Origin of the sequence: Butyrivibrio hungatei, from assembly GCF_900101605.1 — a bacterium.
Classification (GTDB): Bacteria; Bacillota; Clostridia; order Lachnospirales; family Lachnospiraceae; genus Butyrivibrio; species Butyrivibrio hungatei_B.
In genome coordinates this window covers 89,182-103,564 of record NZ_FMUR01000013.1, presented here as the reverse complement: position 1 = coordinate 103,564, position 14,383 = coordinate 89,182, and the positions used below count along the sequence as shown (strand labels likewise).

At 39.7% G+C, this 14,383-nt stretch carries 10 protein-coding genes; all 10 read right to left on the bottom strand.

Going from position 1 to position 14,383, the window contains the following annotated elements; genetic code table 11:
- Positions 1-25: 25 nt before the first annotated feature.
- The 10 genes from BLP87_RS11270 to BLP87_RS11225 all read right to left on the bottom strand — a co-directional run bounded on the left by BLP87_RS11270 (position 26) and on the right by BLP87_RS11225 (position 14,369).
- Complete coding sequence (locus tag BLP87_RS11270) at positions 26-5,476, bottom strand: non-ribosomal peptide synthetase (protein ID WP_074462758.1); 5,451 nt, start codon at positions 5,474-5,476, stop codon at positions 26-28.
- Position 5,477: 1 nt separating this feature from the next.
- A complete protein-coding gene (locus BLP87_RS11265) occupies positions 5,478-6,584 on the bottom strand; it encodes a Gfo/Idh/MocA family oxidoreductase (RefSeq protein ID WP_074462764.1) in 1,107 nt (368 codons plus the stop codon).
- A gap of 2 nt (positions 6,585-6,586) precedes the next feature.
- Entirely contained in the window at positions 6,587-7,681 is a 1,095-nt protein-coding gene (locus BLP87_RS11260) for a saccharopine dehydrogenase NADP-binding domain-containing protein (RefSeq protein WP_026667921.1), read from the bottom strand.
- Between the two features lie 115 nt (positions 7,682-7,796).
- On the bottom strand, positions 7,797-9,302 hold the full coding sequence (locus BLP87_RS11255; protein WP_026667920.1) for an ABC transporter ATP-binding protein: 1,506 nt from the start codon (positions 9,300-9,302) through the stop codon (positions 7,797-7,799).
- Positions 9,303-9,310: 8 nt separating this feature from the next.
- Positions 9,311-10,030 (bottom strand): energy-coupling factor transporter transmembrane component T, encoded by a 720-nt coding sequence (locus BLP87_RS11250; protein WP_026667919.1) that lies wholly within the window; start codon positions 10,028-10,030, stop codon positions 9,311-9,313.
- On the bottom strand, positions 10,030-10,614 hold the full coding sequence (locus BLP87_RS11245; RefSeq protein ID WP_026667918.1) for an MptD family putative ECF transporter S component: 585 nt from the start codon (positions 10,612-10,614) through the stop codon (positions 10,030-10,032). The genes BLP87_RS11250 and BLP87_RS11245 overlap by 1 nt, the downstream gene beginning before the upstream one ends.
- A gap of 146 nt (positions 10,615-10,760) precedes the next feature.
- Positions 10,761-11,384 carry a DUF6796 family protein gene (locus tag BLP87_RS11240; protein ID WP_026667917.1) on the bottom strand — a complete coding sequence of 208 codons (624 nt, stop codon included), beginning with the start codon at positions 11,382-11,384 and terminating at the stop codon, positions 10,761-10,763.
- A gap of 25 nt (positions 11,385-11,409) precedes the next feature.
- Positions 11,410-12,876 carry an ABC transporter ATP-binding protein gene (locus BLP87_RS11235; protein WP_026667916.1) on the bottom strand — a complete coding sequence of 489 codons (1,467 nt, stop codon included), beginning with the start codon at positions 12,874-12,876 and terminating at the stop codon, positions 11,410-11,412.
- Positions 12,873-13,646, bottom strand: coding sequence for an energy-coupling factor transporter transmembrane component T family protein (locus BLP87_RS11230; RefSeq protein ID WP_026667915.1), 774 nt, complete (start codon positions 13,644-13,646; stop codon positions 12,873-12,875). Before BLP87_RS11230 ends, BLP87_RS11235 begins: the two co-directional genes overlap by 4 nt.
- Before the next feature lie 117 nt (positions 13,647-13,763).
- Positions 13,764-14,369, bottom strand: coding sequence for an MptD family putative ECF transporter S component (locus BLP87_RS11225; RefSeq protein WP_026667914.1), 606 nt, complete (start codon positions 14,367-14,369; stop codon positions 13,764-13,766).
- Between the last annotated feature and the right edge of the window lie 14 nt (positions 14,370-14,383).

The following is a 14,383-nucleotide window of genomic DNA, read 5'->3' as shown; positions in this document are numbered from 1 at the left end:
TCCTTAATGTAAACATGAATATTTTTTAGTAATCAGTTATTAATTTGGATACGCTTAAAGCAAAGTCCGGATTTTCAACGCAGCTATAATGATCACCATCAATATCCGTAATCTCTATATCGCCTATACAAAGATCAGTCCAATAATCAATATTCTTATCCTTGCTATAGAACATGCTTGAATTGTCCTTCGCATTCAAGAAACGTATGTCTCCAAAGTAGGAATCCATCTCGCCATTGCAGCACCTTATTGTTTGACAGTATGCTTTAAATACTCCTTCCAACATAGATGGCTCCAGTTGCTCTCCTGTCTTTTCCGAACCGCGCTTTGCATAAAGCTTAAAACGGTCTTCCATAGAAATTTCTCCAAGTCTATTCATGCCCTTGCCAAACTCTGCATAATCCGGCATTGATTGTAAGTTATCGCTCAAATTATCCGGAATCTTTCCAAATTCTTTTATAACATCAACAAACATTTTCTCTAAGTTAACTTCTCTGCAATCTTCGAACACACCCAAATCCTCCAGAGTTATTCCAAAGTTTGGAAGGAACATTAACTCTATCATCAAACGGTCTTCTATGATCCAAGGTACTGTCTGTGAATCAATAAGGATTACATCTACTATCTCCTTGCCTTGCTCTACGAGTCTGTTTGCACACTGAGTTGCAAGCCAACCACCAAAGCAATATCCAATAAGCTGAATCTGTTCAGCCCCGGTCTCCAAGATTATTTGGCTATAATCATCTGCCAGCTGCTGCACCGCAGTCTCTCGATCCATCTGATAGTATCTGTCCGCATCGCCAAGAGCTATAGTCAGTACGTCTCCCTTGTTCCGGTTTACCAGATTTTCCACAATATATTTCAGTGAATTCATTGTTCCAAAGGCCGCATGGAAGATTACATGAAGTGGACCTTCTCCCGCCTTGTACAACTGAGCTGCTCCTATGTGTTTTGATTTAAGAGTATCGCTTTGTGTCTGCTCCTGAATGTCTCCACGTTTTTCTGCCACAAACTCAGAAAGCTCCTGAATATTAGGATGATTTAACATAAATCTGAGCACCGTATCAAATGGGATGTCTTTTAAAATTTTTTCTCGAATTGCACCTGTTGCCTGTGCAAGAATAAGAGAATCCGCGCCATGGTCATAGAAACTATCTCTAAGCCCTAATCCTTTCATTCCCAATCCGCCTAAGATTTCAACAAGTTCCTTCTGTAGATCATTCATTTCTGCAGACAATGCATCTGTATTATCATCACCGGCTACTGCAGAAACAGTAGCTCTTTTTTCTGCAATTGCCTTCAAAGCTTTACCATCAATCTTGCCATTAGCCGTAACCGGCATACTATCCAACATAATGTAGCTGGTCGGTATCATGTATGAAGCCAGATTATCCCTTATAAGTGAAGTGATATCTCCTCCACTTATGTTCTGCCTCTCTGTCTTAAACTGCTTTATATAAAGTTCAAGCCCAAACACGCCTAAACTGTCATTTTCTTTAGGCAGTACTAAAGAAGAAGTTTCAGAATCTGCCTCATCCAGCAATTCCTGCCATTGCTTGGAATCGATAAACGCTTTATCTTTACGCAAGTCATCCTGAGGCTCTGTCATTAAAAATCCCTGAGATGCCAATATCCAAGCTTCCTCTCGCACCGGCTCCGTGAAGAGGAAATATCCACCCGGACGTACCAATCTTCTAATCTGTTTTAAGCTGTAGCATATATCCTTTGCATTTTCCAAAACTCCAACTGCAATAACAATATCGAAATAGTTTTCTTCAAATCCCTGCTCTGCAATGTCTTTATCAATATTTAAAACAGAGAATCTCATATTTGGAACACCATTAAACTTACCCTGAGCCAATGGAATGAAGTGGCTGTTAATGTCCGTCACATAATATGTAAAATCTTTACCCTCAAGAGTCTTTGTGACACGAAGTGCAGTTGCACATGTACCGGCGCCAATCTCAAGAATTCTCAGTGGTCGTCCCAGATTAGAATAGTTATTCACAAAGCCGCAGATGCAGCTATTTAAATAAACTGATATCTTGTTGTTGATATACATATCTTCAACAACATCTGTTTTTCCATCCGGATAAAGAAGTTTTATAGGATCAATCTCTCCTGACAACAAGCCAGTTAACGAAAGGGCCGAATTAGAAATATATTCCAAGAATTCAGACGTACCCATCTCTGCCAACCAGTTCCTGCCAAGCTCCTGCCACTCCGCCTGCATTTTCTCTTTTGAGATTTCTATGCAGCATTTTTCAGTGAAGGAATATTTATTGCCATCAGGCTTTAAATATCCTTCCTTTTGAAGCAAATCTATCCAGTAAGAAACCAGCCATTTATGCTTATCCAGTATCCTGTCAGATTCTTTTAAACTTCCCTCAGTAAACCCATCACCCAGCACTTCATTAATAGCATTAGACATAGCAATATAAAGAAGCCGGTTCTCCTTATTCATCAAAGACTCTATGCCTGCTGTATCAACTCCCTCTATATCAGGGCGCGCATATTCCTCGATATCTTTGGAAAGCTCTTTCTGCTCATTGATATACTCTTCTTTCTGATTATCATCTGAGAAAGCCGGCTCATAAAAGCAAATCATGGCATGTTCACCTTCGTTGCTTGTATATACTACCGAGCAGTTTTCAACAGTTCCTGAACGCTTTACTGCGCTCTCGATTTCTCCAAGTTCAATTCTGTGTCCATTGAACTTAATTTGGGAGTCTGAACGTCCAAGGAATTCTATTTCACCATTCTTGTGATATTTTCCTATGTCACCGGTCTTATACATCATCCTTCCGGTCTCAGGATCTTTTATAAACTGAAGGTCAGTCTTTTCTTTATCGTTGTAATATCCGTCAGCAAGCCCATCACCTAAAATGTAAATATCACCCTTTACACCTACAGGCCTATCCTTAAGTCTACTGTCAAGAATTCTAAACTGCTGATTAGCCAGTGGAAGGCCGTATGGTATGCTTGCAAATCCTTCTGATGGTCCTTCGTAGTCGTGATAAATAGACCAGATAGCTGCCTCAGTTGCACCGCCAAGGCTTACAACTCTGGCATCCTTTGAATAGCCATGCAGCCTATCCGGAAGGAAGAGCGGTATCCAGTCGCCTGATAGCATCACTAATCTTAGAGAAGAAATATCCGGAACATTGTTCTCATAATCCAGATATACCATCACCATGTTTAAAAGTGATGGCACACTATTCCAAACTGTAACCCCCTCTCGTTCAATAATCTTAGCAAGATACTCAGGTTCTTTTTTCCTACTATCCTCCGGATATACCACTGTGCCGCCAACTGAAAGCAATCCGAATATGTCAAACACAGACAAATCAAAACTCAATTGCGATACGCCTATAGTGCTATCATTTTCATTAATATCGTATTTACGAATTATGTCCTCGATGGTATTTACCGCTGCGCCGTGAGATATCGCAACCCCCTTAGGCTCACCTGTGGAACCGGATGTAAAAATAATATAAGCCAAACTACTTGCATCAATTGAATTTGTTTTAGGAAGCTCTACACTATTTCCCTCTGCATCCACAAATATTTTTTTAATTCCATCAGGATATTCTGTCTCATCATCAGTTAAAGTGATAACCGTACTAATGCCCGCACGTTCTATAATTCGGCCAATTCGATTAGCGCCCTGTTCCGTTGATATAGGCACATAAACAGCCCCTGCAGCAAGTATTGCTATAGCAGCTGCAGGCTGGTAAACAGATTTCTTGGCAGCTATTCCCACAGTGTCTCCTGCCTTTACACCGTTTTCCATTAAGCCACCAAAAATTTTTCCTGCTATTTCAATAAGCTCAGAATAGGTATATTTATTTTCTCCGGCCACAACTGCAATTTTATCTGGGTATTTCTCGGCCGCTTCCAGAACTTTGTCATGGAGAAGATGCTTAGGTAGTTTCAAAGCTGTATCGTTAGCATTTAAAAATATAGATTTCTGATACTTTGGATATGTCTGCTTTGCTGCAATCTCCGGTTCTACACCATTTGCCATGGCCTGAAGAAATTCACTGAATAATGTAAACATGTCATCAATAACACCATCCTTGAACACACCTCTTCGCACATCCCAGTTGACCTGCATGCCGAAATTTCCATCCATAACCTGACAATCAATAAATACCTGTGGAGTTTGACTGATACCAATTCCTGAAACCATTCCCTTTACAGTTGCATCGTCCATAGAGGACAATAGTCCCACAGCACTTGTAAACACATAAGGCATTGTCGCAGCTGCGCTTCCTTTTCTGTTTGCAAGCTCACGCATAAATGCAACTCCGGAATACAAATTGTGATCCATATCCTCGAACAGCTGCATGTTGGCACGCTTTACATTTTCAATAAATGTTTCATTATTATCTAAATCAATATCCAAAAGTGTAAGTGACGTGAAATCTCCAATAACCTTACCAATATCCTCATGAAGAGGTTGTCTGTTTAGCATAGTAAGATTAATTGCAAATCTCTTGTTTTCGCTGAAGCAGCTTAATGTATGGGCATAAGCCATTAATACAAGAGCTGTGGGAGTGACATTGAATTTATAAGCAAAATTTTTAACATTTTCCCAAAGTTCCGGTGTAAGCTGCAAAAACTTTCTATCGAATCGTGCTTCTTTGTTTGCAGAATATGGCTCTGTATCTATCTGCGGACAGGTTGGGAAATCTTCTAATTTATTTAACCAATAGTGCTTATCCCTTTCACAGGCTGCACTTTCTTTCATTTCTCTTTCAGCTAAAACATAGTCTCTGAAGCTCACCTTAACTTCAGGTATTTCATCCACTTTACCGAAATATAATTCTTCAAATTGATGGAGTAGCATCCAAATACTGGTCCAGTCAGCAATAATGAATTCAATTGAAAAATGCATTATCGCACTGTCATCATAGTTTGATACTCCCACTGCAAAATATGGCCAGCTGCCCACTTCAAACTGCTGATGTCCCATTTCTTCCATCACCTGTTCGGCAGGGGTGTTCTTATAATCCTTAACAGCAAAATGCGGAGCCTTTTCAAGTATCTGCTGATACCCCTCTTCATGCATCACAGCTCTAAGCATCTCATGACGGTCTATGAGATAGTTCCATACTCTCTCTACTTCATTCACATCCAATTTTTCATAATTCAGTTGAAGGTAAATATGACATGAAAGTCCGCCGTAATCAAACAGATTACTTCTTCCCATAAGGTAGGATTGCTGTACATCTGTAAGCACGAATGGTTTGTACCTGTCTGCTTTATTTTCTGAAAGAGTAATCTTTCTATTGTCAGGATCTAATAATTCCAACAGCTCACTCTTTAACTCCTTCAACTGCGCAATATCTTCCGGCTGTATAGCTCCTGTATTTGCTTTGAATTTTATTTTTTCATCCTCTTTCCAGAGAGATACGCCTTTATTTTCCAGTTTTTCAATCAAACTCAATGCTTTACTGTAATTTTCTGTCATATCACAAACTCTCTCCTATGTATTTTTTCTGCAAATCTTTTATTGTTTTGGTAACATCAGATTCCTCGTTATTACTTGCCTGTATAAGCTCAGGAAATCCCAGCTCCGCTGTCAACTGTTGCCACACCTTTGCCGAATACACCGTTTTGGTATAGTAGCTTCCTGCTTCAGCCTTGTTTTCTTCTCTGCAAAGCTTCAACATACAGCTAATATCCTCAGCTATAGCAGGTATCCACTGCGCTTTAAACACTTCAAAAAAACTATTCTCTTTTGATTCATATAAGCGGATATGTTGAGGCAAGGACATGCTTGTATCTGTGGATGAATCAGCATGAATTGTTGTATTTGCGTCGTGAACAGGAACAAACATCTTCCCATACCACATAACCCCACCGGTGGTATCTTCAAGACAAAGCCTGCCTTGTTCAGTGATAATTGTTATACGATGAAGATAATGCATGAAATTGTCGGGATCATCCGGAGCTACTTCGTTTTGAATCTGCATTAAAGCAGTCACTCCTCCGATTGACGCCGATACTGCATCGAAAGGATGAGAATCTCTACCCACCTGCTTAATTTCAAATGGTCTCATCGACGGTAGAGCCTCAGAAAGAATTCTAACAAGCGGATAAGTCACTTGGGATGCTCCGCCTATATCTAGATAGATTGGCTTTGATATACTGCATATTGCCTTCGCACTTTCTATGAAGCACTTTATATTTGGTAAGAACTCGTACAGGTCTCCTATACGATATAAGACTTTGTTTTTCTTTGCTGCACGTATGCATCGTTCCGCATCTTTGTAATGCACCGGTTGTTCCTGGATTACATTTATCCCCCGCTCCAGCAAAGCTTCTGCCAGTTCGGTGCCATTTCCTCCCAGAACACCTGATCTAACTGCAACGCAGGCCAACTGAATATCATCTTCCAGCTCGTCTATAGAAGTGTAGGAATTAACCCCATAATTAGCTGCGCATCTTTTTGAACGTTCACTGCCTGTAGATAAAATTCCAACAAATTCTATTTCATCTGATAACAAGGTTAATGCCTCGCAATAGAATTGCCCAAAGGTCGTTCCGCAAACAATTGCTTTAATCTTATTTTTCACAATCATATCTCTCCAGTCATTTCTGTATTTAAGTCATCAAGTCTAAGGTCAAATTCTTCGAACATTAACATTTCCGGCGAACTACGCAGTCTATCCACAATATCATCAATATATTTTTCATATAGATTTGTTGCCGGAAACTGTGAAAAACAAAAAGCCCCTTTAATAATCTTTTCTTTAGCAACAAGTTCTGTCACTATCCCGGCTGAAATTCCCGTTAAAGCCGGTGAGGAAGTAAATTTCACAACTGTTGATCGGACTTTATTCTCGTCATTTATGTCGCAACCGTTTACCTCAATCAGGAATGCCATATGCTCTTTTGAACGGCTATAGTTAAGCTGACTTTGTAACATCAGCTGTTCCACTGCTTCTTTTGGCTTATCAGGAAAAGTCAAAACAGAATGCTCCACAGCCTTTTGCATATTTGTATTCCCAAAAGCAATGTAATGACGGCAACCTTTACATCCTGTGACACGAGCCACTACCTCCGTTTCCGAATCCTGATACTGTCGCAGATCATTATTGCCGATAAAGGGGATTGTAACGTCTTTACGTATTTCTGTAGGTGCTTTCTTTTCCAGAACATCTTTGCTCACACCTTCCAGATAATCGTACGCTGCGCCCCTTGAAAAAAGGCCGTCCATTGATGTGATGTGAGCATATTCATTTATTTCTTTGAAGTTTCCGGCTGCATATACTCCTATCACCGCTGATAATCCGGGAAGAGCACCTGCCCCATATATATAAAGAGTTTTCTTCGGAAGTTTAGTTAATTCACAGGATGGAATTCCTGTATCCACGCAAGGAATTCCTTTTGTCTCACAGATTTCGGAAATAAATATCCTTATATCTTCCGGACAAAACATGGCATTTAAAATAACATCCTTGCCGTTTATAAACTCCATCAGATTTTCTTTTTTTTGCATATCTCCAAAGGTCCATTTCACCTTTGAAAGATTATTGAAGAAGCTGTCGCCCTTAATCTTTTCTTCTTTATGCCCAAAAGCAAAAACATTATATTTTTCTGTATCTGTAAGATACTTTAGGGCGTACCTTCCAACACTTCCGGCTGCTCCCAGAACTCCAACATTTTTCATAAAATTATTTCCCTCTCACCTTTAGTTAGCTTAAACTAACTTTATGTTGCAGTAATTCCTCCACTTTTCAGTAAAAAGATATGCCCGACCAGTCACGCTGGATCAGGCACATGCTTTACATAGCTTCTTTTCCAAAAAAAGCTTTAAGCTTTAAAATGTTACTCTCACATATATCATAGTTTTCCATAACTGCCCCTTTTTCCAGATGAACCACTCTGTCGCAACAAGACAGTATCAGCTCCAAATCGTGAGTTACAACAAAAACTGTTTTGCCCAATTTTCGCAGCTTGATCAATTCGTCTGATACCTGTTTCATGTGAGAAAGATCAAGTCCGCTTGTTGGCTCATCGAATATCATGACCCCTTTTTCGGAGGCTAAACCGGAAGCGATAGCCACTCTTTGCTTCTGCCCTCCGGAAAGAGCCATAGGATGAATGTCAGCATATTCATACAAATCAAGCTGAGACAAAATATCAAGTGCTTTTTTTTCTTTTTCTTCCTCACTAAGAGAGGCGTCTGTTATGCTAAGCACCGCTTCATCTTTTACGCTTTCTGTAAATAACTGATGATTTACATCCTGCATAATCATATAGCAGTTATGCAACCTCTCTTTATTTTTCAAGGTCTTCTTGCCATATCGCATTACGCCTTTGAACTTCTTTTCAAGGCCACAAATATTTCTTACGAGGGTGCTCTTTCCCGCGCCATTATGCCCAATGACTGCAATAACGCTATTGGAAGGCACCTCTAATTCAGGTATGTCTATACCGTGTTCACCATCACTATATGAAAAGCAAAAATTCTCAAGAGTTATTGTTATATCTGATTGCTCTCTATGCTGGAAATCTGTCTGCAGATCGTCCAGCCTCAATGGTCTGATTCCAAGCTTTTCAGTCTCAGCACTGCTAATGGTAGAAATCCTTTCTTTATTCAGTTCATGGATAATTTCTCCATTTTGCATTATCAGCAATCTGTCAGCCAACTCTCTCAAGAAGAAAAGTCTATGCTCGGCAACAATAATCGTTTTGCCCTGAGCCTTCCAGTCCTGCAGAATTTCCTTTAGCCTTTCTATGGCATAAAAATCCAAATTAGAAGAGGGCTCATCAAGAACAACTATATCCGGTGATAGCACGTTAATCCCTGCACAAGCAATTATTTGCTTTTCGCCTCCGGAAAGCTCAAATATATTTCTGTTTAACAATCTTTCTATAGACATTGAAGATGCAGTTTCTCTTATTGAGCTTTTTATCTCCAACGGAACTCTCCTCTGATTTTCTGATGCAAAAGCAATCTCATCAGTGGTATTTACATTAAAGAACTGAGATCGTGGATTCTGAAATACACTGCCGACATGTTTTGCTATTTCATATATCGGCGTTTCAGAGATATCCTTGCCATCTAGTTCTACCGTTCCGTCCATAGTACCTTTGTAGTATTGGGGAATAAGTCCGTTTATCATTCTTGTTATTGTTGTCTTGCCGCATCCCGAACCACCGGTTAAAACAACAAACTCTCCATCTGCTATGGTAAGGTTTATATTGGAAACTCCACCTTTATCAACTGCATTGCCATCTGCATCAACTACATTGTACGAGTACGAAACATTTTTGAATTCTATCATCTTCTCACCTAATAAACTAAAAATAAAACAAACATCGTTATAGAGCCAATGATAGCCACTATGTCAATCGATCCTATACCTATTTCGCAGATATGCGTGCGTTTTTCTCCTGCACTAAGACCTTTAGACAATGAAGCCGCTGATAATTCGTCTGCTATTCTGACCGTAGACATCATAAGTGGCACTAATATGTATTCAACATAAGTCAAAGGCTGCTTTAATGGGTGCCCCAACTCTCGCATCCTTTTCGCGTCATTTATTGATTTGTATTCTTCTGATAAAGTTGGAAAATAGCGAAACATAACTGATATAGGAATGCTTATGAATGAAGGACAATGCATGTGCTCCATAGCCGTTATAAATTCACTTACAGATGTGGATTTAACTGTGTACCACCCCATCATATAACCGGCAACAAATCTGGTAATCAAACCGCAAATCATCATGAGGATAATATTGCACATCCCATGAGTATAGGGTGCCACTTGCTTTTCACAAAATAGTGCCGTTCCTAAAAGCAGTAAATATATGGTTGCCGCCTTGTATTGCCTTATACTCAGCAGCAACAAGAAAGGGATTGCCGCACAAATAATACGCAGCACCCCCTCTATCCCTACTGTGGTTCCGCCTATCATAATAATAGATATCGCCATAAGAAGGAGCAGTTTGCTTCGCGGATCCAACCTTATAAAAGCTTTGGACTTATCGCTACATACTCCAAATTCCATTACGCCATACCCGCCTTACGAAAATGCTTTTTAAGTACCTTAGCTCCCAAGAGTCCACCGATTGCACCACCAACAAGGCACATAATAATCATTGCAAAGAATACCCATGTAGGAGTGTAACTCTTCATAGCTTCAACATATTCCTGTCCATATCCGTCAACAATGCTGGCAAAATAAGCTTCACGGAAACTAAAGAAAAATGCTATAACCATGCCAAGGAACCACAAGCTGAAAACCGCCGAACCTGCCACACAATGCTTAATGCTCTGATAGTTCCCCATCTTTAAAATAACTTCTGTTAAAAGACCTGCACCTATACAGAAAAGAAGGATCGGATAAGGATGTCCGATAACGAACATGATAATTCCAATTAATGTACCGGTGATAGTTATCATTCCAAAATGCTTAATTTTTGAAAAATAAAGCATAAGCGGAATTCCTGCCACAAGCGGGCAAAGAAACGGCGTGAAAACCATAAAAATGGGAATAAAGCCAAAACAAGCTACCGCAAACATGACTACAAAGTAAAGAGCCGAAAATACTCCTACTGTAATAAGATCTTTGATTTCAAATTTTTTTTCCATACATTTTACTCCCCTTTCAGTTAGCAAGAACTAACTATCGTTTTATATCACTTACCAAACTCCCTGTCAATAAAACTATGAGGATTATTTCCCTACTTGATAAAAAAAGCCATTTAGCGTTTAAACTAAATGACTTTCCTCTTTGATTATAACAAAGTCTGCATGATAGCCACAGCGTAATACACAATAAAAATGAAATTAGTATACCCTCCGCATATGACCATATGAAGTCCCTTGGGGAGTTTCCTTGATAATGGCTTTAAAAGAAAAAGAACTCCGGGAGATATCAGTGCCATCCACTGCGGGAACACTGTCTTTCCTAAAGCTATCAGAACTATCAAAATCAGAAGTCCCAAGCCTTCACCTGCATACAATATAAGTGCAAGCTTCTGAAAATACTTCATGGCTATATCTAAACCGTCTCGATGCTCATCTGCTCCAAGAAGTCCAAGATAAGCACAGTGACTGTGATATGCACCTCCTGCAATAATACCGAAACAACTTAGCAAAAATGCCGCAAACGCAGCATTATGAAATGCCTCATCCGTAATCAGTACAATGTGATAAAAGCCTATACAATAAAGAAACGCCGCTACAGGCCCTATCAAGCCGCCAAGCATAACACGCTTTGGAGGAAGCTCTTTCATAATATCAATAATAGGATTTATTGTTCCGTCTTGCACATAATCATCCTTATCAAAGTATAAGGTCATGTCTCCGCAGAACATAAGAAGCGCTCCTATAAGGCCTACTGTAATTACTGTTGTCATACCTGCTCCTTTTTATATTTATATTTTATGCAAAATACTTCTTCGCAAGCATCTGCAAATTTCCCTTATTCACATCAAGCATCTTCTCTGCATCCAGATCAAACATCCTTGTGCATGTGTGAGTGATAAACTCAAAGTCATGTGATACAAGAAAAATAATGGCTCCGCCGCCTGAAAGCTCTTTTATAAGTTCACTTACCCTTATCATAGAATCATAATCAAGTCCGCTTGTCGGTTCATCAAAATAAAGCACTTCACTGTTTTTTATAAGAGATGCGCCGATAGTAACACGCTGTTTTTGCCCTCCCGAAAGAGCTGCCGGATGTTTATCTTTATATTCTGAAAGTGCAAGCTTATCAAGCGTACCTGAAACAAGGTCACTGTCAACATCTGATATTCCAAGCGTAAGTTCCTCTTCCACACTTGTTGTAAAGAGCTGATAATCGGCATCCTGCATTACAAGATAAGATAACCTGCGCCTGTTTGCAGGTGAAAGCTTCTTTCCACCATAATACACCTTTCCGCCTTTCTCTTTTAATATTCCAGTTAGTACGGAAATCAATGTTGTCTTCCCCGCTCCGTTATGTCCGATAACACCTATAACATCTCCGGGAGACGCTTCAAATGAAATATTATCAAGTATCCTTTGCTTCTTTTCATATTCAAAAGAAAGATTTTCAACCTTAAGCTTATGTCCTCCAAGCCTCGATTTCACAGCCAATTTATCATCCTGCTTATTATCGATTTCTTTTTCGGGATAAACTGTTCTTAGTCCCTTATGAATCCTCAGCGTTTTATCAAGCTCACAAAACTCTTTTCCCGTGTATCTTGCAACTATACTGCCATTTTCTATATATATGACGCTATCAATAAGATCTCTTAAATAATAAAATCTGTGATCTGCGACAATTATCGTATATCCTGCACTTTTCAGCTTCTTCATTATTCCCGCAAGGCGCTTTGTAGCCTCATGATCGAGATTTGCAGAAGGTTCGTCAAATATGTATACTTTTGGCGCAAGTGCATATACAGAGCCAATTGCTATCTGCTGCTTCTCACCACTTGATAGCGCAAAAATACTTCGATTAAGATACTGTTCAAGCTCAAGATCGGTCACCGCTTTCTCAACTCTGCTTATTATCTCTTCGCGCTCATAACCCATATTCTCACAGCCAAAAGCAAGCTCCCTTGTCGTATCGGTCATAAAGAACTGAGAGCGCGGATCCTGAAACACCGTACCTACCTTTCCCGCAATCTCAGAAGGAAGCATCTTGAGCAAAGATTTTTCTCCGTATAAAAGATCTCCTTTTGTTTCCCCGGGATAAAAATGTGGAATCAGTCCGTTTAACGAACGAAGTAAGGTTGACTTTCCGCAGCCGCTTCTTCCCGTGAGCAAGAGAAACTCACCGTCTTTTATCTCCATATTTATATTCTTCAATGTATCTTCATTCATTCCTTCATAGCAGAAGGAAAAATCTGCAAATCTAATCATCCCTGTCTCCATAATATGTATTGGCCTATCTCAGACCTGTCTGCCACAAAAAGAGCAATGACCAGGCAAAGCGTACATGCAAGAATAACATATTCTTTAGCACCAAATTTTATCTTAAGAAGTGCATGGCGCTTATTCTCTCTTTCCATTCCCCTTGTGGTACCTGAAGCCGCAAGTTCATCTGAAACCTTAAGGCATCTCATAAGTAGCGGTATCAGTATGTATTCGACGGTCGCAAACGGGTGAGTTAATACTTTTAACACCGTATCGCTCACCCCCCGTATCCTCATGGTATTCCTGATCATCCTATACTCTATTGCAAGAGTAGGTATATACCTAAACATAACAACAAAAGGAATGATCACCGTAAGCGGCATACCTGCTCTTTCGAACGACACCGTAAGTTCATCCATATACGTACTTTTTATCACCCATCTTCCCAAAGTAATGATGGGAATCATCTTAAGCACCGTAACTCCGAAGATACTTATCATAAGGCTGAGCACCGGAATCGTCAGATATCTGAGACACGTATTCAGATATGAGATGACCAGATAAGTTATTAACATCTTTATTCCCCAACCGGGATCACTGCCTGCCATTACAAATAACGTAACCGACAACATCAGCAGTAATACAGGTATATCTCCATTTATAAAAAAGCTGACACATCCGAGTATTATCAGCAATAAAAGCTTTAGTCTGGGATCAAGTCTCGCAGTTCCATGAAAAGATACCGCAAGTATTTTTTCTCTTATAGATTGATTCATAATAAATACTCCGTAAAAAGATATTCTTTATTTATGAGCAAAAAGGCTGAGCCCTTAAAGCATCAGCCTTTTTCAATATATCTTGGAAAATTACATTCTTTTTTGGAATTTTAATACTTATGCTGCCTGCACAAGTCCTGCCTTTACAAAGTGCTTTTTAAGCACCTTAAGTCCGATGAAGCCTCCGACAAGTCCTCCGATGAAGCCTGCAATAATAATAACTGTGAGCATAGGCCACTGTGTCATATTGATAAGGCCGTCAACATACTCCTGTGAAAGACCATTTCTGAGTGTTGTCTGCATGAATGCATCTCTCAGAATATTCATGGGTGCAATGGCCCCGAATGTGAAAATTCCGCTAAATACCGAATATGCAGCGATCATCTTTCCTGTTGTGATCTCTCTTTTTCCGATAATAAGGAAATCAGCTAATAAAGCTCCGACAATAAGGCCTGTTCCTACAGTCCAGAATGCGCCTACAAGGAATGAAAGAAGTCCCTGTATAACTCCTGCAATTGAAAGTGCTCCATACTTTGGCACCTTTGCCAAAAGAAGCATCATAACAATACCATTTACAACTGAAACAGCGGGCGGATAGAAAACGTTGGTAACAGGTCCCGCAAGACTCATAACAATACTGATGATCATGTAGATAATAAACATAAGTGCTGTAAGTGCTCCCGTAAGGATAAGATCCTTTCCGATAAGCTTAGTATTTTTCATACCCTAATTCCTCC

Bases quoted from the DNA above. Each gene is read 5' to 3' on its own strand.
- BLP87_RS11270 (WP_074462758.1), bottom strand. From the start codon at position 5,476: ATGACAGAAAATTACAGTAAAGCATTGAGTTTGATTGAAAAACTGGAA.
- BLP87_RS11260 (WP_026667921.1), bottom strand. From the start codon at position 7,681: ATGAAAAATGTTGGAGTTCTGGGAGCAGCCGGAAGTGTTGGAAGGTAC.
- BLP87_RS11255 (WP_026667920.1), bottom strand. From the start codon at position 9,302: ATGATAGAATTCAAAAATGTTTCGTACTCGTACAATGTAGTTGATGCA.
- BLP87_RS11250 (WP_026667919.1), bottom strand. From the start codon at position 10,030: ATGGAATTTGGAGTATGTAGCGATAAGTCCAAAGCTTTTATAAGGTTG.
- BLP87_RS11245 (WP_026667918.1), bottom strand. From the start codon at position 10,614: ATGGAAAAAAAATTTGAAATCAAAGATCTTATTACAGTAGGAGTATTT.
- BLP87_RS11240 (WP_026667917.1), bottom strand. From the start codon at position 11,384: ATGACAACAGTAATTACAGTAGGCCTTATAGGAGCGCTTCTTATGTTC.
- BLP87_RS11235 (WP_026667916.1), bottom strand. From the start codon at position 12,876: ATGATTAGATTTGCAGATTTTTCCTTCTGCTATGAAGGAATGAATGAA.
- BLP87_RS11230 (WP_026667915.1), bottom strand. From the start codon at position 13,646: ATGAATCAATCTATAAGAGAAAAAATACTTGCGGTATCTTTTCATGGA.
- BLP87_RS11225 (WP_026667914.1), bottom strand. From the start codon at position 14,369: ATGAAAAATACTAAGCTTATCGGAAAGGATCTTATCCTTACGGGAGCA.